We start from the raw sequence: 25,019 nt of genomic DNA on the forward strand, positions 1-25,019 counted from the left end.
AAAGAGCGATGACCCAGTCCCGTGTCGAAGATGTGTGGCCGCTGTCGCCGTTGCAGGAGGGGATGCTGTTCCACGCCACCTTCGACGGCGAGACCCCGGACGTCTACCAGGCGCAACGAGCGATGGAGTTGACCGGGCCGCTGGACGCGGGCCGCCTGCGGGCGACGTGGGAGGGGCTGCTGGCCCGGCACGCCGCGCTACGGGCGGGCTTCCGCCAGCGCAAGTCCGGCGAGTCGGTGCAGATCGTCGCGCGAGCGGTGACCTTGCCGTGGCGGGAAGCGGACCTCTCCGGCCTGGCGGAGGCCGACGCCCTCGCCGAACTCGACCGGCTCTCCGCCCGCGAGCGCGCGACACGGTTCGACATGGGCGTGCCCCCGCTGCTGCGCCTGCTGCTCGTGCGGTTCGGTCCCGAGCGGCACCGCCTGGTGATCACTCATCACCACATCCTCATGGACGGCTGGTCGCTGCCAGTGCTGATCGGCGAGATGACCTCGGTCTACGCGGCGGGCGGCAGCACCGCCGGGCTGCCGCGGACGACGTCCTACCGGGAGTACCTGGCCTGGCTGAACCGGCAGGACAAGGAGGCGGCCCGGAGCGCGTGGCGGGCGTCCCTGGCGGGGGTCGACGGGCCGACGCTCGTGTCGCCCGCGGCCCCGGAGCGTACGACCGAGTCGTACGCGAACCTGAGCACCCGCCTGCCCGCCGACCTGTCCCAGGGCCTGGCGCGGCTGGCCCAGCGCCACGACCTGACCGTGAACACGGTGGTGCAGGGCGCGTGGGCGCTGGTGCTGGCCCGGCTGACCGGCCGCGACGACGTCGTCTTCGGCGCGACCTCGGCAGGGCGGCCCGCCGAACTGCCGGGCGTCGAGTCCATGGTGGGCCTCGTCATCGACACCCTGCCGGTACGGGTGGGCCTCGACGGCGGACAGCCCGTCATCGACATGCTGACGCGGCTTCAGGAACGCCAGTCGGCCCTGATGGCGCATCAGCACCTCGGGCTGCCGGAGGTCCAGCGGACCGCCGGCCCCGGCGCGGTCTTCGACACACTGGTGGTGTACGAGAACTACCCCCGCCCCCCGGCCGAGGCGCCGGACCCGGACGCCTTCGCCATCACGCTCATCAGCGGGCAGGAGGCCGCGCACTATCCGCTCACCCTGCTCCTGACTCCTGGCGCCCGCATGACCTGCGAGATCGACTACCGGCCCGATCTCTTCGAGCGCCCCGCCGTCGAGTCGATCGTCGGCCGTCTGGTGCGGGTGCTGGAACAGCTGACCGCCGATCCGACGATGCGGGTCGGCGACGTCGACGTGCTCGACGGGGCCGAGCGCTCCCGCGTGGTGGGGGAGTGGAACGACACCGCCCGGCCGGTGCCGCGGGGCACTTTGGTCGATCTCTTCGAGGAGTGGGCGGCGCGGTCGCCGGGCACGGCGGCGGTGCGGTGCGGTCCCGACGCGTTGTCGTACGGAGAGTTGGAAGGTCGGGCGAATCGGCTGGCCCGCTATCTGCGCCGCCTCGGTGTGGGGCGAGAGTCGCGAGTGGGGCTGTGCCTGCCGCGCGGTGCGGACATGGTCGTGGGGCTGCTGGCGGTGTGGAAGGCGGGCGGCGCGTACGTACCGCTGGACCCCGAATACCCCGCTGACCGGCTCGCCTACATGATCACTGACAGCGGCGCGACGGTCGTCCTGGCCACGTCGGCGACGGCGGAGAAGGCGTCGGCCGGAAGCAAGACAGGGGCCGGAAGCGAGACAGAGGCCGGAAGGGAAGCAGAAACCGGAAGGGAAGCAGAGGCCGCGCACGTGGTGCTGCTGGACGCGGCCGCGACCGAGCGGGCGCTCGACGCCGAGCAGGCGTCGCCGCTGAAGTTGCCGACGAGCCCCGCCCAGTCGTCCAACGTGATCTACACGTCCGGCTCGACAGGACGGCCGAAGGGCGTCGCGCTGACGCACGGCGGCGTGCTCAACATGGCGGAGGTCGTACGGCCGGTGCTGGGCGTGGCCGAGGGGGTGACGGCGCTTCAGTTCGTGTCGTTCAGCTTCGACGCCTCCGTGCTGGACGTGGCGGTCACCCTGGGCGGCGGCGGCACGCTGGCCATCGCGTCGGGCGAGGAGCGCACCGACCCCGCCGCGCTCGCGGCGATGATCCGCCGCTCCGGCGTGCGGGTCGCGAACGGCGTGCCGTCGCTGCTCGGCATGCTCGACCCCGAGGCCGTGCCCGAGGTCGAGAACTGGCTGGTGGGTGGGGAGCGACTGACCCCTGAGCTGGCGAGCCGATGGCGGGCCGGTGCGCGGCTGTGGAACGCGTACGGGCCGACCGAGACCACCGTCATCGCGACGGCCGGACTGCTCGCGGACGGCTTCGGCCCGCAGGACGCGCCGCCCGCGATCGGCCGCCCGCTCGGCAACGTCCGGACCTTCGTCCTGGACGGCCTCCTGCGCCCGCTGCCGCCCGGCATGACCGGTGAGCTGTACGTGGCCGGGGCCGGACTGGCGCGCGGCTACGCGAGCCGGCCAGGGCCGACCGCCGAGCGGTTCGTGGCCTGCCCCTTCGCCCCCGGCGCTCGCATGTACCGCACTGGCGACCTGGCCCGATGGACGACTGACGGGCAGTTGGAGTTCGCGGGGCGCGCGGACGAGCAGGTCAAGATCCGGGGCTTCCGGGTCGAGCCCGGCGAGATCGCGGCCGTACTCGCCGCGCACGACACCGTCGACCAGGCGGCGGTCGTGGTCCGCGAGGACCGGCCGGGCGTCAAACTCCTCGTCGCATACGCGGTCCCCGCCGCCGGTCACCGGCTCGACGGCACCGCGCTGCGCGACTACGCCGGCGGACGCCTGCCGGAGCACATGGTCCCGGCGGCGGTGGTGCCGCTGGACGCGCTGCCGCTCACACCCAACGGCAAGCTGGACAAGTCCGCCCTCCCGGCGCCGGACCTCGCGGTCAGGAGTGGGCGCGCCCCCGCGACGCCGACGGAAGAGGTGCTGAGCGGCCTGTTCGGCGAGGTACTGGAGCTGGAACAGGTCGGCGCCGATGACAACTTCCTGGAATTGGGGGGCGATTCGCTGCTGGCCATGCGGCTGATCGCGCGCGTGCGGTCGGTGCTGGACTCGACGGTGAGCATCAAGGAGCTGTTCGCCGCACCGACCGTGGCAGGCGTCGCCCGGCTGATCGACGGGACCCGGAGCGCGCACGAAGCGGTGCTGGAACGTCAGGCGCGTCCCGACGTACTGCCGTTGTCGTTCGCGCAGCAGCGGATGTGGTTCCTCAACCGGATGGATGACGGACCCGCCGCCGCTGCCGCGTACAACATGCGCCTGGCGCTGCGGATCTCGGGTGAGCTGGACGTGGCGGCGCTGGAGGCGGCGCTCGGTGATGTGGCGGACCGGCACGAGAGTCTGCGGACGGTGTTCCCCGATGTCGACGGCGTGCCCCACCAGCTGGTGCTGCACGGCGAGGCGGGACGGCCCCGGCTCGTCACCGTGGAGACCGATGAGGACCGGCTCGAAGAGGTCGTCACCGAACACACCCGGCACGCGTTCGACGTCAGCTCGGAACTTCCTTGGCACGCAAGGCTGTTCACGCTGTCTCCTGCGGAGTCGGTGCTGCTGATCGTGGCGCATCACATCGCGTCCGACGGCTGGTCGATGGGCGTGCTCGGACGGGACCTGCAAACGGCCTACGCGGCCCGGCACGCCGGGCGCGAGCCGGGCTGGGAGCCGCTGCCGGTGCAGTACGCGGATTACGCGCTGTGGCAGCGGGCCGCGCTGGGCGAACTGGGCGACCCGGAGAGCCTGGTGAGCGGTCAACTTGACTACTGGCGTGCGGTGTTGGCAGGGGCGCCGCAGGAGTTGGCTCTGCCGTTGGACCGTCCGCGGCCCGCGGTGCCGTCGTTCCGCAGTGGCAGTGTGCCGGTGCGCGTGGACGCGGCGACGCACGCGCGGTTGGTGGAACTCGCCGGGCGCGGGCGCGTGACGATGTTCATGGTGATGCACGCGGCGGTGTCGGTGCTGCTGTCGCGGATGGGCGCCGGGGACGACATTCCGCTGGGCACGCCGGTCGCGGGCCGTGGCGACGCGCAGACGGAAGCCTTGGTGGGGCTCTTCGTCAACACGCTCGTCTTGCGCGCCGACGTGAGCGGTGACCCGTCCTTCGCCGAACTGCTGGGGCGGCTGCGGGAGCGGGACCTGGGTGCGTACGCGCATCAGGACATCCCCTTCGAGCGTCTGGTGGAGGAGCTGAATCCCGTACGCTCGATGGCCCGCAACCCGCTGTTCCAGGCCATGCTGACCGCCGGGAACGTGCCGGAGACGCGATGGGAGCTGCCGGGCCTCCAGGTGGACCCGATGCCGTCGCTGGCGGCGCCGCCCGCGCACTTCGACCTGTCGGTGACCTTGGGCGAGCGGCGTGCGGCGGACGGTTCCCCGGCCGGGCTGGACGGCGGCATCCTGTACGCCGCCGACCTCTTCGACGAGGAGACCGCCCAGGCCCTCGCCGACCGGCTGGCGCGCGTGCTGGAACAGGTCGCGGACAACGCTCGTATCCGCGTCAGTGAGATCGACGTCCTCGGCGCGGAGGAGCGGTCCTCCGTGGTCGAGAAGTGGAATGCCACCGCTCGGCCGATGGTCACGGGGACGGTGCTGGACCTGTTCGGTGCCTGGGTCCGTTCGACGCCGGACGCCGTCGCCGTGCGGTGCGGTTCCGACGCTGTGTCGTACGGAGAGTTGGAAGGTCGGGCGAATCGCCTGGCCCGGTACCTGACCCGGGTGGGTGTGGGCAGGGAGTCACGGGTGGGGCTGTGCCTGCCGCGTGGTGTGGAGATGATCGTAGGGCTGCTGGCGGTGTGGAAGGCGGGCGGCGCGTACGTACCGCTGGACCCGGAGTACCCGCCGGACCGGCTCGCCTACATGATCGCCGACAGCGGTGCGTCGGTGGTGGTGGGCATGGCCGGGACGCTGTCCGGCGTGCAGGCGGGTTCGGCGACCGCTGTCGAGCTGGACCGGGTGGCGAAGGACATCGACGCGGAGCCGTCCGACGCCATCCAACACGTGCTCAGTTCCGCCCAGTTGGCGTATGTGATCTACACCTCCGGTTCGACGGGCCGTCCGAAGGGCGTGGCGGTCGCGCATGGTGGTGTGGCGAACTTGGCGGAGGTCATGCGGCCGGTATTGGGCGTGTCGGAGGGCGTGGCGGCGTTGCAGTTCGCGTCGTTCAGCTTCGACGCTGCCGTGCTCGATGTCGCGGTCACCTTGGGCGGTGGCGGCACGTTGGCCATCGCGTCGAGTGAGGAGCGTACGGAGCCGGAGGCGCTGGCCCGGATGATCGAGGCGGCAGGCGTGAGCGTGGCGAGCGTCGTGCCGTCCCTCCTCGGCGTGCTGGATCCGGCGGCGGTGCCGGGTGTCGAGAACTGGGTCCTGGGTGCGGAGCGGCTGACCGCTGATCTGGCGGCGCGGTGGCGGGCCGGGGCGCGGGTGTGGAACACGTACGGTCCGACCGAGGCGACCGTGATCACCACAGCGATGCTCCTGGCGGAAGGCATCGGCCCGCAGGACGCGCCGCCATCAGTCGGCCGTCCCCTCGACAACGTCCAGGTCTTCGTCCTCGATGACTTCCTGAAGCCGGCCCCGGTCGGTGCGGTCGGCGAGCTGTACGTGGCCGGGGCCGGGCTGGCGCGCGGCTACGTAGGCCGGCCGGGAGGGACGGCGGAGCGGTTCGTGGCGTGCCCCTTCGCTCCCGGCGCCCGTATGTACCGCTCGGGCGACCTGGCGCGGTGGACGGCGGACGGGTTGTTGGAGTTCGCCGGTCGTGCGGATGAGCAGGTCAAGATCCGTGGCTTCCGGGTCGAGCCGGGCGAGGTCGAGTCCGTGCTGGCCGCGCACCCGGACGTGGCCCAGGCCGCCGTCGTCGCACGCGAGGACCGGCCGGGCGACAAGCGACTGATCGGCTACATCGTTCCCACGACACCGGAGTTCGACCAGCTCCTGCTGCACGAACACATGGGCAAGGCGCTGCCGGACTACATGATCCCGGCGGCGGTCATCGCGCTGGAGGCGCTGCCGCTGACCGTCAACGGAAAGCTCGACCACGCCGCGCTGCCCGTGCCGGAGACGACCGGCCGCGCTGCCGGACGGGTTCCCGAGACGCCCGCCGAAGTACTGGTCAGCAGCCTGTTCGGCGAGGTGCTGGGGGTGGCGCGGGTGAGCGCCGAGGACGGATTCTTCGAGCTGGGCGGTGACTCGCTGCTGGCCATGCGGCTGATCGCGCGGGTGCGGTCGATGCTGGACGTGGCAGTGAGCATCAGGGAACTGTTCGGCGCGCCGACGGTGGCCGGCATCGCGCGGCTGATCGAGCGGGCGCAGAGCGCGGACGGTTCCGTGCTGGTGCGTCAAGTACGGCCCGAGGCACTGCCGTTGTCGTTCGCGCAGCAGCGGATGTGGTTCCTCAACCGGGTGGGCGACGACCCGGCCGCGGCAGCCGCGTACAACTTGCCGTTGGCGCTGCGGATTTCGGGCGAGGTGGACGTGGCGGCGCTGGAGGCGGCGCTCGGTGATGTGGCGGACCGGCACGAGAGTCTGCGGACGGTCTTCCCCGATGTCGACGGCGTGCCGTGCCAACAGGTGCTGGAAGGCGAGGAGGGGCGCCCGCCGCTCGTCGTCACGGCAGCCCGTGAGGAGGAGTGGGAAGCGGCCCTCGCCGCCCACGCCGGCCACGGCTTCGACATGAGCGGGGACCTGCCCTGGCGGGTGACCCTGCTGCGGGCCACGCCCTCGGAGTCCGTACTGCTGATCGTGGCGCACCACATCGCGTCCGACGGCTGGTCGATGGGCGTGCTGGCACGCGACCTGGAGACGGCCTTCGCTGCACGCCGCGCGGGACGGGCCCCGGACTGGGAGCCGCTGCCGGTGCAGTACGCGGACTACGCGCTGTGGCAGCGCGCCGCGCTGGGCGACCCGGATGATCCGGAGAGCCTGGTGAGCGGTCAGCTCGACTACTGGCGTGAGGTGTTGACCGGCGCGCCGCAGGAGTTGACTCTTCCGTTGGACCGTCCGCGGCCCGCGGTGCCGTCGTTCCGCAGCGGCAGTGTGCCGGTGCGCGTGGACGCGGCGACGCACGCGCGGCTGGTGGAACTCGCCGGGCGCGGCCGGGCGACGATGTTCATGGTGATGCACGCGGCGGTGTCCGCGCTGCTGTCGCGGATGGGCGCCGGGGACGACATCCCGCTGGGCACGCCGGTCGCGGGCCGTGGCGACGCGCAGACGGAAGCCCTGGTGGGGCTCTTCGTCAACACGCTCGTGCTGCGCGCCGACGTGAGCGGGAATCCGACCTTCGCCGAGCTGCTGGCGCGGCTGCGGGAGCGGGACCTCGGCGCGTACGCGCATCAGGACATCCCGTTCGAGCGCCTGGTGGAGGAGCTGAACCCGACGCGCTCGATGGCCCGTAACCCGCTGTTCCAAGTGATGCTGTCAGCCGGGAACGTGCCGGAGGCCCAATGGGAGCTGCCAGGTCTTGAGGTCAGCCCCTTGCCGCCGTTCTCCGCGCCACCGACCCGCTTCGACCTGGCGCTGGCGTTCACCGAGCGGCGTGCCGAGGACGGTGCTCCGGCGGGGTTGGACGGCGGCATCCTGTACGCCGCCGACCTCTTCGACGAGGAGACCGCCCAGGCCCTCGCCGCCCGTCTGGCGCGCGTACTGGCCCAGGTCGCGGCCGACCCTGACACCCGCCTCGGCGACATCGAGGTGCTCGACGGGGCCGAGCGCTCCCGTGTCGTGGGGGAGTGGAACGCCACCGCCCGGCCGCAAGAAGCGGCAACGGCGCTGGACCTCTTCACCGGCTGGGTCCGCTCGGCGCCGGATGCCGTCGCCGTGCGCAGCGGTTCCGACGCTGTGTCGTACGGAGAGTTGGAAGGTCGGGCGAATCGGCTGGCCCGGTACCTGATCCGCCTCGGGGTGGGGCGGGAGTCTCGGGTGGGGCTGTGCCTGCCGCGTGGTGTGGACATGATCGTGGGGCTGCTGGCGGTGTGGAAGGCGGGCGGCGCGTACGTACCGCTGGACCCCGAATACCCCGCTGACCGGCTCGCCTACATGATCGCCGACAGCGACGCGTCGGTGGTCCTGGCGACGGCCGAGACAGCGACCGATGTGAGGGAGGTAGCCGCCACGCGCCTCGTGGTGCTGGACGAAGCGGCGGAAGCCATCGAGGCATCAGACGCTCCTCAAAACAACACCACCCCACAGCAGTTGGCGTACGTGATCTATACCTCCGGTTCGACGGGCCGTCCGAAGGGCGTGGCGGTCGCGCACGGCGGTGTGGCGAACCTGGCGGAGGCCATGCGGCCCGTGTTGGGGGTATCGGAGGGTGTGACGGCGCTTCAGTTCGCGTCGTTCAGCTTCGACGCTGCCGTGCTCGATGTCGCGGTCACCTTGGGCGGTGGCGGCACGCTGGCCATCGCGTCGAGTGAGGAACGTACGCAGCCGGAGGCGCTGGCTCGGATGATCGAGGCGGCGGGCGTGAGTGTGGCGAGCGTGGTCCCGTCCCTCCTCGGTGTGCTGGATCCGGCGGCGGTGCCGGGTGTCGAGAACTGGGTGCTGGGCGCTGAGCGCCTGACTGCCGATCTGGCGGCGCGGTGGCGGGCCGGGGCGCGGGTGTGGAACACGTACGGTCCGACGGAAGCGACCGTGATCACCACAGCGACGCTCCTGGCGGAAGGCATCGGCCCGCAGGACGCGCCGCCGCCGGTCGGCCGTCCCCTCGGCAATGTGCAGGTTTTCGTTCTGGACGATTTCTTGAGGCCGGTGCCGCCTGGTGTGACGGGTGAGCTGTACGTGGCCGGGGCCGGGCTGGCACGTGGCTATGTGGGTCGTCCGGGGCTGACGGCGGAGCGGTTCGTGGCCTGCCCGTTCGCCCCCGGTGCTCGCATGTACCGCTCGGGTGACCTCGCCCGGTGGACGCCCGACGGTCTGTTGGAGTTCGCCGGTCGTGCGGATGAGCAGGTCAAGATTCGTGGGTTCCGGGTCGAGCCGGGTGAGGTCGAGTCCGTGCTGGCCTCGCACCCGGATGTGGCCCAGGCCGCCGTCGTCGCACGCGAGGACCGGCCGGGCGACAAGCGGCTGATCGGCTACATCGTTCCCACGACACCGGAGTTCGACCAGCTCCTGCTGCACGAACACATGGGCAAGGCGCTGCCGGACTACATGATCCCGGCGGCGGTCGTCGCGCTGGAGTCGCTGCCGCTGACCGCCAACGGCAAGCTCGACCACGCCGCGCTCCCGGTGCCGGACTTCGGCGAGCGGAGCTCCGGGCGGGCGCCGGAGAGCGAGATGGAGAAGGCCGTCTGCGACCTCTTCGCCGAGGTGCTGGAGGTCGAACGGGTCGGCGTCGACGACAGCTTCTTCGACGTCGGCGGCAACTCGACGCTCGCGATGCGGCTCGCCGCACGCATCAGGACCGAGTTCGGCGCAGAGTTGAATATGCGTCAGTTCTTCGGCGCGTCGACCCCGCTCGGCGTGGCCCGGATGCTGCAGTCCAAGGCGCGCCCGGTGCTGCGGCCGGTCGACCGCCCGGACGGCATCCCCCTCTCGGCGAACCAGTCGCACATCTGGCAGTCGGCCCGGCTGGGCAAGGACGCGGATCTGCGGCTGCCGCTCGCGCTGCGCCTGGTGGGCGAGCTGGACCGGGCGGCGCTGGAGGCGGCGCTCGGGGACATCGCGGCCCGCCAGGACATCCTGCGGACGGTCTTCTCCCGTACGGGCGAAGGCGAACTCGTCCAACATGTCCTGGAACCCGCCGACGACACCGTGCGACCCCGGCTCACCGTGGTGCCGGCGACGGAGGAAGGACTGTCGGGGCTGCTGGCTGTGAACGGCAGGCACAGGTTCGACCTCACGCGGGAGACGCCCTGGGCGCAGTACCTGTTCGCCCTCTCGGACACCGAGCACGTACTGCTCCTCGTCGTGCACCGCATCGCCGCTGACGACGCGTCACTCGACGTGCTCGTACGCGACCTGGTGGCGGCCTACGGCGCCCGGCGCGAGGGGCGGGCCTCCGAACGGGCCCCGCTGCCGCTCCAGTTCGCCGACTACGCGATGTGGGAGCGGGAACTGCTCCAGGGCGAGAAGCAGCCGGAGAGCCTGGTCGGCGACCAGCTCGCCTTCTGGAAGAACACCCTCGCCGACGTGGCGGCGACGATGCCGCTGCCGATCGACCGGCCGCGCCCGCAGCGGGCGTCGTACCGGGCGGACTCCGTCGAGCTGAGCCTCGACGCCGACACGCACGACAGGTTGGCGGAGGCGGCGGAGGAGCACGGGGCGACGACGTTCATGGCGGTGCACGCCGCACTCGCGCTGCTGCTCACCCGGCTCGGCTCGGGCACCGACATCATGCTCGGGACGGTGCTGCCCCGCCAGGATGAGGAGGAGAGCCTGAACGGCGTGATGGGCCCCTTCACCGAACTGGTGGCGCTGCGGACGGACACCTCCGGCGACCCCACGTTCGGGGAGCTGCTCGACCGCATCCGGGAGGCGGCCCTGCCCGCCGAGGCCCACCGGGACGTGCCGTTCGAACGGATCGCGGCCGCGCTGTCGGGGCCGGCCTCCGAGGCGGCCCACCCCGTGTTCCAGGTCCTGCTCGACGTGCGGGACGACGTCGCGGAGAAGTGGGACACGGCGGAACTGGCGGGCCTGGACACCACCCGGCTCCCCGTGGACGGCGGGACGTCCCCGATGGACCTCGCGTTCTCCCTGGTGGAGCGGCTGGAGGACGACCGGACCCCGGCCGGGCTCGACGGCGTGCTGCGCTACGCCACGGATCTCTTCGACCCGTCCACCGCCAGGGCGCTCGCGGACCGGCTGGTCCGCGTCCTGGAGCAGGCGGCGGCCGATCCCGAGGTGCGCCTCAGTGCGGTGGACATCCTGCTGGGCCGGACGGAGCACGGCCGGATGGTGGTGACCGGGAACGGCGGTACCGAGACCCGCGCGCCAGGCGGCACTGTGGTCGATCTGTTCGCCGCGCAGGCGGCCCGTACCCCCGACGCCATCGCGGTCACGGACTCGGGCGGCGCGCTCACCTATCGCGAGCTGGACGCGGCGGCCGATTCGCTCGCCCGGCGGCTCGCGGGGCGGGGGACCGGGCCGGAGGACGTCGTGATCGTGGCGCTGGAACCGGGGGCCGCGTTCGTGGCAGCGCTGCTCGGCGTGTTCAAGGCGGGCGCCGCCTGCCTGTTCGCCGACCCGGCCCGGCCCCTCGGCGGGACCGTCCGCGGGCTGCGCCGGACCCGTACCGCCGCGCTGATCTGCACCGAGGCCGCGGCCGGCCTGCTGCCGGCGGGCAGCGCGCTGCCCGTCGTCACGGTGACCCCGGACGTACGGGCCGACGCCCCGTCGTCGGCATCGGCGGCGACATCGGCATCGGCGTCGACAACGGCATCGGCGTCGACAACGGCATCGGCAACGGCGTCGACATCTGCATCTGCATCTGCGTCGACATCGGCGTCGGCGGCGAACGGCGCGGGGCGTACGGGGCCGGGCCACGCGCCCCCGCCCGGCCTCGCACCCTCGCCCGGCCATGCCCTTCCGCCCGGCTTCATGCCCTCGCCCGACCACGCGGCTCTGGTGCTCGACGCCGCCGAAGCGGTGAGCGCTGCCGCCGCGGGTACCGTCGTGGAGCACCGTGCCCTGGTCAACCAGGTGGCGCACCGGATGGACGACTCCGCGATGGCCGGCGGAGCGGTGCTGGACGTACGGGCTCCCGCGTCGGCGCTGGTCACGCCCCTGCTCGCCGCGCTCTGCGCGGGCGGCGGCGTCCGGCTGGGCGTTCCCGCGGGGGACCTGTCGTCGGTCGCCGCGACGGATGCCCCGGACGGCCGGGGCGACGGCGCGCGGCTGCTGGCCACCACGCGCGAGAGGCTGTCGGCTCTCGCGGAGCCCGCGGCCGCCGGGCGACCGGCGTTCGCGGAGGTCATGGTGGTGGGCGGCGAGCAGGTCACCGTCGGCGACATGGCCGAGTGGCGGGAGCGCCACCCCGACGTGGCGCTGGTGAGCGGTCACGGCACGGCGGAGACGGCCGGCTCGTGGCTCGGCCACCGGACCGTACCGGACGAGTCGCTTCCGGCACAGGCACCCGCCGGGCGGCCGATGGGCAGCACCCGCGCGCTCGTACTGGACGACCTGCTGCGGCCGGTGCCGACGGGCGTCGCGGGAGACCTGTACATCGCGGGGGCCTCGCTGGCGCGCGGCTACGCGGAGGCCCCGGGGCTGACCGGCGGCCGGTTCGTGGCCTGCCCGTTCGGCCCCGGCGGCGAGCGGATGTTCCGTACGGGCGAGCGGGCGAAGCGGACCCTGACGGGGCTGCTGACGGTGGCGTACGAGCAGCGGGACGGCGACCGGCCCGGTACGGCGCTCCGCAAGGTCAGGAACCGCGACGACCTGGGCGTACTGCTGCCGCTGCGGCCGGAGGGCGACCGCCCGCCACTGTTCTGCGTGCACCACAACACTGGCCTCGGCTGGGGGTACGCGTCGATCCTCCCGCACCTGCCGGCGGACCAGCCGGTCTACGGCGTGCAGGCGCGCGGGCTCGCGGGGCCGGAGCCCCTGCCGGGGAGCGTCGAGGAGATGGCGGCCGACTACGCCGACCGGATCAGGGGCCTCCAGCCGTACGGCCCGTACCACCTCCTCGGCTGGTCCGCGGGCGGGCTGTTCGCCCAGGCGGTCGCCGCCCGGCTGGCCGAGCTGGGGGAGAAGGTCGGGCTCCTCGCGCTGCTCGACAGCTATCCCAACTCCATGGGCACCGTCTCCGTGGTCGACCTGGAGAACCAGGACGAACGGGGCGGCTACCGGGGACAGGAGGACGGCGGCGCGGGCGGTGTCTTCGGAGCGGAGGGCGCCTACCCGCCGGGCGTGAGCGGGCCGCTGGTGACGAACATGGAGGAGATCATGCGCCACACCTACCAGCTGGGAAAGCGCCATGAGCCGCGCTTCTTCCCCGGTGATCTCACGGTGTTCGTCGCGGCCGGGGACCGGCCGGAAGGGATGGGCGTGCCGGACGCGGTCGCGAGCTGGCGGCCGTACACGGGCGGCGAGATCGCCACGCACGAAATCGACGCCGGCCACGACGACTTGCTCCAGGCGGCCAACCTTTCGCACATCGGGCGGATCGTCGCGGAGAAGCTGCGCGGGGCGAACAGGCCGAACGGAACGTAAGACAAAGGCGGTTGACGCGCCGACAGCGATTCCTAATGAACAGCGCGCAGGAGAAGGTGAGTCGAAGGGCGCGGCGGACGGTACGGCCCGTCGTCCACCGCCCGCCGCGCCCGTCGGCGCCGACCGCCCCACGGAGTGGGCGGCACGGGCGAGAGAGGTACGACCGGAAAGGTGACCGCGTATGACGAAGCCTCAAGAAGCGCCGCCGCGGAAGCGGCGGGATGAGCCGAAGCCGACGGACGTACCCGTGCACATGCGGCGGGACGGGCTCGACCCGCTGCCCGAGCTGCGCCGGATGAGAGCGGAGACGCCGTTCGTCCGCGGCGTGAGCCCGGTCGGGGACAGCTGGATCGCCACCGGCCTCGACGAGGTCCGGGCGATCCTCGGCGACACGGACCGGTTCAGTACGAACCCGGTCGCCGACACCGCGGCGGAGTCCCGGCGGCTGGCCCAGGCCGGGAACCCTCTCCAGAACGACCCGCCCGAGCACACCCGCATCCGGAAGATGCTGACGCCGGAACTCACGGTGCGGCGGATGCGCCGGATGGAGCCCGTCGTCGAGGAGGTCGTGGCGGACCGGCTGGGGGCGCTGGAGCGGGCCGGGCAGCCGGCCGACCTGATGCGCCACTTCGCCTGGCCCGTACCCGGCCTGGTCGCCTGCGCGCTGTTCGGCATTCCGCGCGACGACCAGCCCCAGCTGACCCGGAACATGCTGCTCGGCCAGCGCCGCGACGGGCCGCGGAAGCAGGTGATGGCCGCGGAGCACGCCTTCACCGACTACCTGGACCGGTTCGTCGCGCGCAAGCGCCTGGACCCGTCCGGCGACGACCTGATCAGCATGCTGCTCCGGGACCACGGGGAGAGCATCACCGACGCGGACCTGGTGGGGCTCATCGACGCCACCATCGGCGCCGGTCTGGAGAACATGGCCGGGATGCTGGGGCTGGGCACGCTGGCGCTGCTCGACCACCCCGAACAGCTGGCCCTGCTCCGGGAGCGGCCGGAGCTGATGGGCCAGGCGGTCGAGGAACTGCTGCGGTACGTGGCCGTCGTGCCGCTCGCCAACTTCCGTACCGCGCTGGTGGATGTGGAGTTCGCGGGCCGGTCCGTGAAGGCCGGCGAGGTCGTGGCCTGTTCGCTGTTCGCGGCGAACCGCACCCAGTACCCCGACGCGCCGCAGGACGACCTCGACATCACCCGCGGCAGCACCACGCATGTGGGTTTCGGACACGGCATCCACTTCTGCGTCGGCGCTCCGCTGGCCCGGATGGAATTGCGGATCGCCTTCGCCCGGCTGCTGGAGCGCTTTCCCCGGCTGCGGCTGGCCGTACCCCGCGAGGAACTGCGGTTCCGGTCGCAGTCGCGGCCGATTTACGGAATCGAGAAACTGCCGCTCGCCTGGGAATGAACGACGGCGAAGGCAGCACGACGAGCGCGAAAAGACAAACACGGCACGCGGAACGCAACACAAGACGAACGCAGCACGAGACGAGCACGGCACGGAGACGAACACAGCACGAGAAACGCAACACGAGGAATGAGAGGAGTCCAGGGATGCCCAAGGAATCGAATGTTCCCGTGTACCAGCGTCGCAACGGGATCGACCCCCTGCCCGAGCTGGTCCGGATGAGCGAGGAGACGCCGTTCGTCGAAGTCTCCGGTTCCGCCGTGCTCGACTGGATCGCTACGGGCCCCACCGAGGTCAAGGCGGTTCTCAGCGACGCGGAGCGGTTCACCGGAAAACCGCGCCCCGCCCACACCATGGACGGGCAGCCCTTCGACACCGGAAACCTGCTGCATTACGACCGGCCGGACCACGCCCGGCTCCGGAAGATGCTGACACCCGAGTTCACCGTGCGGCGAATGCGCCGGATGGAGCCCATCATCGAGGAGATCGTGGCGGACCGGCTCAACGTCCTGGAGCGGGCCGGACAGCCGGCGGACCTGCTGCGCCACTTCGCCTGGCCCGTGCCCGGACAGGTCGTCTGCGGGCTGCTCGGCCTCCCCCGCGACGACCTGGCCGACCTGGCGCGCATGCTCGACATCCGCTCCACCAGCCGGGCCAAGAAGCAGGCGGCGGCGGTGCAGGCGCTCGACAGGTACCTGGTCAAGGTCATGATCCAGAAGCGCGGCGACCCCGGCGACGACCTCCTTGGCATGCTCATCCGCGAGCACGGCGAGGAGCTGACCGACCACGAGCTGGCGGGGATCGCCACCTTCCTCGTCTCGGCGGCAGTGGAGAGCACCGCCCAGATGCTGGGGCTGGGCCTGCTCGCGCTGCTGCTCCACCCGGACCAGCTCGCGCTGCTCAGGGAGCGGCCGGAGCTGATGGACGGGGCGGTGGAGGAGCTGCTGCGGTACGTGTCGGTGGTCTCGACGGCCTCGCCCCGCACGGCCGTGGTCGACGTGCCGATGGCGGGGAAGGTGGTCAAGGCCGGTCAGGCCGTGGGCTGTTCGCTGATCGCGGCCAACCGCGCGGAGACGCCCGGCGACCCGAACCGCCTGGACATCACCCGCGGAACCGCCGCCCATGTGGCGTTCGGCCACGGCGTCCACTTCTGCCTCGGCGCGTCGCTGGCCCGGATGGAGATGCGGATCGCCTTCGCGCGGCTGCTGGAGCGTTTCCCCGAGCTGCGGCTGGGCGTGCGGCCCGAGGAGCTGCGGTACCGGCCGTTCGCCCCGCAGTACGGGGTGGAGACGCTGCCGGTCGCCTGGTAGGAGGTGCGGGTTCCGGTGGGTTTCGCGGCCGGTGCGGCGTGGGGGAGTGTTCCGAATTCTCGGTGCCCTGCCCAAGTGGAGAATTCGGTTGGTTGGACAGGGCCCTTGGGCAGGCCGTATCTGCTTATGCTGTTCGAGGCTCCTTCCGTTCGAGGCTCTTCGACGCTGCCCGCGCTTGATCCGAGCTTCCGGGAGAGGTGGCGGCAGCGGGGATCACGGAGCGAGCTGCTGGAATAGAACTGGGGAAATGGCCACCGGAAAAGTCTTTTTCGATCACCGGTGTCGCGGGGGGAATTCGATGGATGGGCAGAGCGCCGACGACTGTGTACGGCCGGACCATGAACGTACGGACCTTATGACCGCGTCCGCGTACCGGGCGGGGACTGGAGACGGTCCCGGGGCCGGGGCCAGGACCGGGACCTCATTCGGCCCCGGCGTGCGGCTGCGCAAGGGCGAGCTGCACTCCAGCGTCAGCGACCCGGTCCTGGACACGATGACTTTCCTCAACGAGGTCACGCTCCGCTACCCGGACGCGATCTCCTTCGCACCCGGCCGCCCGTACGACGGCTTCTTCGACACCGAGCAGATCTTCGGCTACCTCCGCGGCTACCTCGATCACGAGGAGGCGCAAGGGAGTTCGCCGGAGCGCATCCGCACCCTCATGTACCAGTACGGGCCCGTCGCCGGGCAGATCCGCGACATCGTCGCCGACTGGCTGCGCGTGGACGAGGACATCGACGTACCGCCCGAGTCCGTCGTGGTGACCGTCGGCGCGCAGGAGGCCATGCTGCTCGTGCTGCGGGCGCTCGTCGGCGGGCCCGAGGACGCGATCCTCGTCGCCAGCCCCTGCTTCATGGGCATCACCGGCGCGGCCCGGCTGCTCGACATCCCCGTGACCCCGGTGCCGGAGGGACCGGACGGGTTCCGCCGCGAGGCGCTGGAAGCGGTGATCGAGCAGGAGCGGGCGCGGGGGCGGCGACCGCGCGCCTTCTACGTCATCCCGGACCACTCCAACCCCTCCGGCACCACGATGGGGCTGCGGGACCGTACCGAACTGCTGGAGCTGGCGGCGCGCCATGACCTCCTCATCGTGGAGGACAGCCCGTACCGCCTGGTCAGCCCCGGCCCGCCGCTGCCGACGCTGAAGTCGCTGGACCGGGCGCGCAGGGTCGTGCACATCGGCTCGTTCGCCAAGACCGTCTTTCCCGGCGCCCGCCTGGGCTTCGTCGTCGCCGACCAGCCGGTCGTGGACGACGCGGGCCGTAGGACGCTGCTCGCGGACGAACTCGCCAAGATCAAGAGCATGGTGACGGTCAACACCCCGTCGCTGAGCCAGGCGGTGGTGGCGGGCGCCCTGCTGGCCGCGCGCGGCCGGCTCTCGGAGCTGAACGCGAAGGCGGCCGTCCACTACGACGACGCCCTGCGGCACACGCTCCAGGAGCTGGAGGCGCGGCTGCCGGCCGACCGCCGAGCGGCTCTCGGCGTGCGGTGGAACGAGCCCTCGGGCGGCTTCTTCCTGGGCGTGCGGGTGCCGTTCCGCGCGGACAACGCCGCGCTCGTCCGGTCCGCCGAGGAGTTCGGCGTCATCTGGACCCCGATGAGCTACTTCTACCCCGGAGGCGAACTCGGAGGCGATCTCGGAGGCCGACATGGGGACGGGCCCGAAGGCGGCTCCGAAGGCGGCTCCGAGGGCGGCGGAGTGCGCGAACTCCGGCTCTCCATCAGCTATGTGACGCCCAGTGAGATCACCGAGGGAACGGCGCGGCTCGCACGCTTCATCGAGGCGGCGAGCGCACCCTCCTGAAAGCTTTCACCGCTTCACCGCTTCACCGCTTCACCCGTTTCATTCGCGCCCGGCGGGTGCCCAAGAGAAGGGCGACCGAAGTGATCAGTGTCCGTGGCATACAGCGGCCGCGCACCAAACGACGTATGTGGGGATGGACCTTCCGATGACCGTCAGCGTAGACAGGCCGCAAGGCATGGACAGCGCGGAATCCGTGGCGCTGCTGGACCCGGCGCCGCTCGGCGCCGCGGCCCCGGCGATCGGCGTCCGCGAACCGAGGGCGGTGCTGGCCCGGCCCCGGATCGTCGGGGTGGGCACGGCGACCAGCCCCACCTCCTACACCCAGGAAGAGGTGCTCGAAGCCTTCGGGATCACCGATCCCCGCATCCGCTCCGTCTTCCTCAACAGCGCGATCGAACGGCGCAACCTCAGCCTCCCCGACCCGGACGACGACGGTGTGCGGCCCGTGGAACCGCAGGGCGACCTGCTCGACAAGCACAAGCGCATGGCCGTCGACATGGGTGCCGAGGCGCTGCTGAACTGCCTGCGCCGGGCGGGCGCCGACCTGTCCGACCTGCGCCATCTGTGCTGTGTGACCTCCACCGGCTTCCTCACCCCCGGCATCAGCGCGCTCCTCATCCGCGAACTGGGCATCGACCGGCACTGCAGCCGCTCCGACATCGTCGGCATGGGCTGCAACGCGGGCCTCAACGCCCTGAACGTGGTGGCGGGCTGGTCCGCGGCGAACCCGGGCGACCTCGCCGTCGTCCTGTGCGTGGAGGCGTGCTCCGCGGCGTACGCGATGGACTCCACGATGCGGACCGCCGTCGTCAACAGCCTGTTCGGGGACGGCGCCGGCGCCGTGGCGCTGCTGACGGACCCTACGGAGATCCCGCTGACCCTGGCCGGACCGCCGGCCGGCGAGCCCGCAGCGGCCGCTTCCGGCGGCCCCGGCATCCTCAAGTTCGCGAGCTGCATCATCCCCGACGCGGTCGACGCCATGCGCTACGAGTGGGACCGCGACCTGGGGCGGTTCAGCTTCTACCTCGATCCGCTGATCCCCTACGTGGTCGGCGCGCACGCGGAGATCGTCGTCGACCGGCTGCTCTCGGGGACGGGACTGCGCCGGAGCGACATCGGCCACTGGCTCGTCCACTCGGGCGGCAAGAAGGTCGTCGACGCCGTCGTCGTCAACCTCGGGCTGACCCGCCACGCCGTGCGGCACACCACCGGCGTGCTGCGCGACCACGGCAATGTCTCCAGCGGCTCGTTCCTCTTCTCCTACGAACGGCTCCACGACGAAGGCGTCGCGGCGCCTGGCGACTACGGCGTGCTCATGACCATGGGGCCCGGCTCCACGCTAGAGACGGCGCTGATCCGATGGTGAACCCGGAGGGTGCGATGGACCACACGCTCATGGTGGAGATCGACGGCGCGGAGCCGCTGTCGACCGCGTCGGTCAAGGCCCTGGCGGGCCTCTGCGACCGGGCCGAGGACCGGGGCGGCTCCGGCGTCGTCATCGTGCAGGTCACCGGGGCTCCGGCGGGGGACTGGAGCAGCGGCCTGGACGTCATGCTCGTCAGCAAGTGGGAACGCGCCGTGCGCAGGCTGGAGCGGCTCCCGATGGCGACGCTCGCCCTCGCCCACGGGGAGTGCGGCGGGGCGGCCCTCGACGCGTTCCTCGCGGCCGACATCCGGGTGGCCGCCCTCGACACCCGGCTCCTGGTGCACGGCGACGGCTCGGCCACCTGGCCCGGCATGGCCGGCTTCCGGCTCGTACAGCTGGCGGGCGCCGCCCGGACCCGCAGGGCCGTCCTGTTCGGCCTGCCGATCGACGCGCCCGAGGCCCGCACGCTCGGCATCGTCGACGGGCTCGTCGACGACCCCGAACAGGCGGTCGCGGCGGCCGCCGGGCTGGTCAGCGGCCTCTCGGGGAAGGATCTCGCGATCCGCCGGCAGCTCCTGCTCGACGCCAGGACGATGAGTTTCGAGGACGCGCTCGGCCCGCACCTGGCCGCCTGCGACCGCGTGCTGCGCAGCGCCGCGCGGGAGGCTTCATGACCATCGTCCGGCCTTCCACGGCGACTGCCGGCGGCGTCTGGCCGAGCCTGTACGAGGCCGCGGCCCGCGCCGAGGAGCTGCTGGCTGCGCTGCCGGAGCCCGGCTCCCGCTCGCCCGAGCAGCGGGCCGCGGCCGCCGCGGCGAAGGACGCGGCCCGCGCCGAGCGGGTCCGCTTCCTGGAGACGCACGCCGACGACGTGTACGACCGGCTCACCGCGGGCCGCACCGTCGGGCTGCGCCTCGCCGAACTGGTCGAGGCCGCCGCCGTCGAATTCCCCTCCCTCGTCCCCTCGGCCGACCGGCTCGCCGACGACCGGAAGCGGCGCCAGGCGGACAAGGAGGGGCACGAGATCGATCAGGGCATCTTCCTGCGGGCGGTCCTGGGCTCCCCGGTCGCGGGCCCGCATCTGCTCGACACCATGCTGCTGCCGACGCCGCGCGCCCTGGAACTGCTGCCCGCCTTCCGCCGTACCGGCGAGGCGCGGACGCGGTCGGTGACCGTACAACGACTGGACGGCGCCGCCTACCTGACGATGTGTCGGGACGACTGCCTGAACGCCGAGGACGTCGAACAGGTCGACGACATGGAGATCGCCGTCGACCTCGCGCTCCTCGACCCGGAGGTGCGCGTGGGGGTGGTGCGCGGCGGCGAGATGACCCACCCCCGCTACCGCGGCAAACGGGTCTTCAGCGCGGGCATCAACCTCAAGAGCCTGCACGCGGGCGACATTTCGCTGGTCGACTTCCTGCTCCGCCGCGAACTGGGCTACCTCCACAAGCTCGTGCGGGGAGTGCGCGCCGACGGCGGCGGGGCGTGGCACGCGCGTACGGTCGAGAAGCCCTGGATCGGCGCCGTCGACACCTTCGCCATCGGCGGGGGCATGCAGCTCCTCCTCGTCCTCGACCACGTGGTGGCCGCCGCCGACGCCTATTTCTCGCTGCCCGCCGCCCGCGAGGGCATCGTGCCGGGCGCCGGCAACTTCCGGCTCGGCCGGCACACGGGACCGCGCGTCTCCCGGCAGGTCATCCTCCAGGGACGGCGGCTGTGGGCGAGCGAACCCGACGCCCGGCTGGTGGCCGACGAGGTCGTGGAGCCGGAGGAGATGGACGCGGCCGTCGCCAGAGGCGTCGAGCGGCTGAGCGCTCCGGCGGTCGTCGCCAACCGTCGAATGCTGAACCTCGCGGAGGAGTCGCCGGACGAATTCCGGCGCTACATGGCCGAGTTCGCCCTCCAGCAGGCCCTGCGACTCTACGACGAGGACGTCATCGCGAAGGTCGGCCGGTTCGCGGGGCGCCGATGACGGCCGGGGCCGCCGACGGGGCGCACCGCGCGTACGGGGGTACGGGCTCGTACGGGCAGGCCCCGCCCCCGCGTCCGTACGGCCCCTGCGGCCCCCGCCCGCGACACGACGACAGCTGAAAGGAGAATCCCGTGCCGGTGGCGACGATCAACGGAACCACCCTCGGCTATGACGTGTACGGCGCCGGGCAACCGGTCGTGCTGGTCACCGGGACCGCGGCCCCCGGCCGCGTCTGGCGTTCGCACCAGGTGCCCGCGCTGCGAGCGGCCGGGTACCGGGCGATCACGCTCGACAACCGGGGCATTCCGCCGAGCGGCCCGTGCGCGGAGGGCACCACCCTCGACGACATGGCGGCGGACGTGGCCGGTCTCATCGACCACCTCGGCGTCGGCCCGTGCCGCGTCGTCGGGTTCTCGCTGGGCGCGGTCATCGTGCAGGAACTGCTCCTCGCCCGGCCCGAACTCATCGACCGGGCCGTGCTGATGGCGACCTGCGGCAGGGCCGATGTGCTGGTCTCCGCCATGGCCGCCGCCGATATCGAGCTCTGCGACAGCGACGTCAAGATCCCGCCCCGCTACGCGGCCTATGTGCAGGCGATCCAGAACCTCTCGCCCGCGACGCTCAACGACGAGCGGCAGCTCCAGAGCTGGCTGGACATCTTCGAGATGTCCGCGGTCGACCCCTCCGAGGTCCGCCACCAGCTCAGCCTCCAGGCGATCCCGGACCGGCTGCCGGCGTACCGGCGCGTCCGGCGCCCCTGCCTGGTCATCTCCTTCCGCGACGACCTGGTCGTCCGCCCGCATCTCGGGCGCGAGGTCGCCGAGTCCATCCCCGGGTGCGCGTACACGGAGATATCCGGGTGCGGCCACTACGGATATCTGGAAAGGCCGGAGGCGGTGAACTCCGCGATCGTCGACTTCCTCGCCGCCCGGCGGCCATGACAGCTACCGGCCCGGGGACGGAACCGGCGCCGGACACGGAAAGCGGACCGGACGCCAAGACGCCGGCCGCGTCGGCCTCACGGTCCCACCGGCCCGGCCGGCCCAAACCCTGACGACGAGACAGAGGTGGTACCTGTGGCCATGATGGGTGGCCCCGGACCGGTAATCATTCAGGGGGACGCGCCGGATCCCTCCATCATCAAGCAGCGGATCACGCCCGGCACGGCGAAGCGGATCCTCCCGTACCTCGGGAGGCACCGCCGCAGCATCGTCTTTCTTCTGATCATCACGACGTTGAACGCCGCCAGCGTGGTGGCGCCGCCCGTCCTGCTCAAATACCTCATCGACAACGGCGTCGCCGGCGACAACATGTCGGTCGTCGTGTGGTGCGCCCTCGCGGTCGCCGCGCTGGCGCTGCTGGCGGGCGGGCTCGGTTTCGCCGAGGCGTGGTTCTCGGCGCGGGTCAGCGAGGGGCTCATCTACGATCTGCGCACCAAGGTCTTCGACCATGTGCAGCGCCAGCCCCTCGCGTTCTTCACGCGGGCGCAGACCGGCGCGCTCGTCAGCAGGCTGAACACCGATGTGGTCGGCGCCCAGCAGGCCGTCACCCAGCTCCTGTCGACGGTGTTCTCCGCCGGGCTCACCCTGGTGTTCGTGCTGATCACCATGGTGTACCTGTCCTGGGTGATCACCCTGCTGTCCCTGGCGCTGATCCCGTTCTTCATCCTGCCCGGCCGGCTCATCGGACGCCGGCTGCAGCGGCTCGTACGGCAGCACATGCAGATCAACGCCGAGATGGGCGCCACGATGCAGGAGCGGTTCAACGTGACCGGCGCGCTGCTGGTCAAGCTCTACGGTCACCCGGAGCGGGAGAACGCCCAGTTCTCGCGGCTGGCCGGCCGGGGGCGGGAGATCGGCGTGCGGCACTCCGTCGCGATGAAGCTGCTCTTCCTCACGACGCTGCTCGTGGGCTCCCTGGCCACCGCCGCGGTGTACGGCATCGGCGGCGGCCTCGTCGTCAACGGCGCCTTCCAGCTCGGTTCGCTGGTGGCCCTCGCCGCGCTGCTGACCCGGCTGATGGCCCCCGTCGGGCAGCTCTCCAACGCGCAGACGGACGTCCTGACCGCGCTCGTCAGCTTCGACCGGCTCTTCGAGGTCCTCGACCTCAAGCCGCTGATCGCGGAGAAGCCGGACGCGAAGGAGCTGCCCGCCGTCTCCGCCGGGAGCGGCTCGGCGCCGGACATCGAGTTCGACCATGTGTCGTTCCGCTATCCGAAGGCGTCCGAGGTCTCGCTGGCCTCGCTGGAGTCCGTCGCCCAGCCCATGCAGGAGCGCACCGACGACGCGTGGACGCTGCGCGACGTGTCGTTCACCGCGCCGGCCGGGAAGCTCACCGCGCTGGTGGGCCCCTCGGGCGCGGGCAAGACGACCAGCACCCACCTGGTGCCGCGGCTCTACGACCCGGTGGAGGGCGCCGTCCGCATCGGCGGGCACGACCTCCGCGATGTGACCCTCCGCTCGCTGAACGACACGATCGGCATGGTCACCCAGGACGCGCACCTCTTCCACACGACGATCCGCGCGAACCTGACCTACTCCCGGCCGGACGCCACCGACCAGGAGCTGACCGAGGCGTGCAAGGCCGCGCAGATCTGGGACCTGATCCAGTCGCTGCCCGACGGCCTCGACACCATGGTCGGCGACCGCGGCTACCGGCTCTCCGGCGGCGAGAAGCAGCGCATCGCCATGGCGCGGCTGCTGCTCAAGGCCCCGCCGATCGTGGTCCTGGACGAGGCCACCGCGCACCTCGACTCGGAGTCGGAGGCGGCCCTTCAGCGGGCCCTGAAGAACGCGCTGGCGGGCCGCACCTCACTGGTGATCGCCCACCGGCTGTCCACCATCCGCGACGCCGACCAGATCCTCGTCATCGACAAGGGGCGGGTACGGGAGCGCGGCACCCACGAGGAGCTGCTGGAGCTGGGCGGGCTCTACGCGGAGCTGTACCGCACGCAGTTCTCCCGGCAGTCGCGGCACGCCGACGGCGTACCGGCGGCGGAGCACTCCGACGACGCGCCGGTACTTGAGGCGGCCCCGCAGCCGCCGCACGAGCCGGTCGGCCGGTGAGGGGATCGTTCTTTCTCGGATCCGTACCGGCCTTCCCGGTGTGGTGCCCGGCGCTCAGTCCGTCAGCAGCCGCGAGCACAGCAGCTCGCGGGTGTGCGAGGAGAGGCCCAGCCCCTCTTCGAGATAGCGGTCGGTGGTGCCCCAGCGCTCCTCGATCGTCTCGAAGGCGGCGGCCAGATACTCGGCCCGCGCGTCGAAGAGCGGCGCGAGCAGCTCCATGACCTCGGGGGACAGCGCGGCGGCCGAGTTGTCGCCGCGCCGGATCTTGTAGCGGCGGTGCGGGGCGCTGGACTCCAGATAGTCGGCGAGGATCGCGTCGTGCCCCACGCCCACGGCGAGCAGGGTGACCGCGATCGACAGCCCCGCGCGGTCCTTCCCGGCGGCGCAGTGCATCAGCGCGGGCACGCTGTCCTCGGCGAGGGTGTGCAGCACCCGGCTGTGCTCGGCGGTGCGCTCCGTGATGATGGAGCGGTACGAGCTGGACATCCGGCCGACGGCCTGGCCCTCGCCGAGCACGACGCGCAGCTCGTCGAGGTGGCCGTCGCGGACCATCGCCCAGAACTCCTTGCCGTCGGCCGGGTCGCTGAGCGGTATGTTCACGTTCCTGACGCCGGTGAGCGCGACGTCGGGGCCTTCGATCCGGATGTCGGAGGAATTGCGGAAGTCGAAGATCGTGTGCAGGCCGAGCGACCCGAGGTAGCGGGCGTCGTCCTCCGTCGCGTGCGCGAGGTGACCGCTGCGGAACAGGACGCCGTGTCGCACGCGCCGTCCGTCGAGGGCGGGCAGCCCGCCCACGTCCCGGAAGTTGCGGACGCCGGCCAGCTCCGGCTCGGTCGACGGGATCTGCGGCGACTGTTGCGTCACGGGCGCTCCTCGGTTCCGTCCGTCGACGCGGCTCGTCGACGAG

Annotated in this window: 10 protein-coding genes; 9 read left to right on the forward strand and 1 reads right to left on the reverse strand. The window is 72.0% G+C overall.

Annotated features, from left to right (window positions below; genetic code table 11):
- Positions 1 to 8 precede the first annotated feature (8 nt).
- The 9 genes from AB0I49_RS19015 (at position 9) to AB0I49_RS19055 (ending at position 24,112) form a co-directional block, all read left to right on the forward strand.
- Positions 9 to 13,184 carry an amino acid adenylation domain-containing protein gene (locus AB0I49_RS19015; RefSeq protein WP_363228139.1) on the forward strand — a complete coding sequence of 4,392 codons (13,176 nt, stop codon included), beginning with the start codon at positions 9 to 11 and terminating at the stop codon, positions 13,182 to 13,184.
- A gap of 181 nt (positions 13,185 to 13,365) precedes the next feature.
- Entirely contained in the window at positions 13,366 to 14,592 is a 1,227-nt protein-coding gene (locus AB0I49_RS19020; protein WP_363228140.1) for a cytochrome P450, read from the forward strand.
- A gap of 146 nt (positions 14,593 to 14,738) precedes the next feature.
- On the forward strand, positions 14,739 to 15,902 hold the full coding sequence (locus tag AB0I49_RS19025; RefSeq protein WP_363228142.1) for a cytochrome P450: 1,164 nt from the start codon (positions 14,739 to 14,741) through the stop codon (positions 15,900 to 15,902).
- Between the two features lie 493 nt (positions 15,903 to 16,395).
- On the forward strand, positions 16,396 to 17,706 hold the full coding sequence (locus AB0I49_RS19030) for a PLP-dependent aminotransferase family protein (protein WP_363228224.1): 1,311 nt from the start codon (positions 16,396 to 16,398) through the stop codon (positions 17,704 to 17,706).
- Between the two features lie 145 nt (positions 17,707 to 17,851).
- Positions 17,852 to 19,072, forward strand: a complete 1,221-nt coding sequence (gene dpgA / locus AB0I49_RS19035) for a 3,5-dihydroxyphenylacetyl-CoA synthase DpgA (RefSeq protein WP_363228143.1) — start codon at positions 17,852 to 17,854, stop codon at positions 19,070 to 19,072.
- Positions 19,073 to 19,086: 14 nt separating this feature from the next.
- On the forward strand, positions 19,087 to 19,746 hold the full coding sequence (dpgB, locus tag AB0I49_RS19040) for an enoyl-CoA-hydratase DpgB (RefSeq protein WP_363228144.1): 660 nt from the start codon (positions 19,087 to 19,089) through the stop codon (positions 19,744 to 19,746).
- Positions 19,743 to 21,047: a (3,5-dihydroxyphenyl)acetyl-CoA 1,2-dioxygenase DpgC gene (gene dpgC, locus AB0I49_RS19045; RefSeq protein ID WP_363228145.1), complete on the forward strand. Its 1,305-nt coding sequence runs from the start codon at positions 19,743 to 19,745 to the stop codon at positions 21,045 to 21,047. Before dpgB ends, dpgC begins: the two co-directional genes overlap by 4 nt.
- 131 nt (positions 21,048 to 21,178) lie before the next feature.
- Complete coding sequence (locus tag AB0I49_RS19050; protein ID WP_363228146.1) at positions 21,179 to 21,988, forward strand: alpha/beta hydrolase; 810 nt, start codon at positions 21,179 to 21,181, stop codon at positions 21,986 to 21,988.
- A gap of 141 nt (positions 21,989 to 22,129) precedes the next feature.
- The gene (locus tag AB0I49_RS19055; protein ID WP_363228225.1) at positions 22,130 to 24,112 is read left to right on the forward strand and encodes an ABC transporter ATP-binding protein; all 1,983 of its coding nucleotides are present in this window, start codon (positions 22,130 to 22,132) and stop codon (positions 24,110 to 24,112) included.
- A gap of 54 nt (positions 24,113 to 24,166) precedes the next feature.
- Here the strand turns inward: AB0I49_RS19055 and AB0I49_RS19060 are convergent, their stop codons facing one another.
- The gene (locus AB0I49_RS19060; RefSeq protein WP_363228147.1) at positions 24,167 to 24,976 is read right to left on the reverse strand and encodes a tyrosine-protein phosphatase; all 810 of its coding nucleotides are present in this window, start codon (positions 24,974 to 24,976) and stop codon (positions 24,167 to 24,169) included.
- Positions 24,977 to 25,019 lie beyond the last annotated feature (43 nt).

The sequence above is a fragment of the Streptomyces sp. NPDC050617 genome (genome assembly GCF_040654795.1).
In the GTDB taxonomy this organism is placed as follows: domain Bacteria; phylum Actinomycetota; class Actinomycetes; order Streptomycetales; family Streptomycetaceae; genus Streptomyces.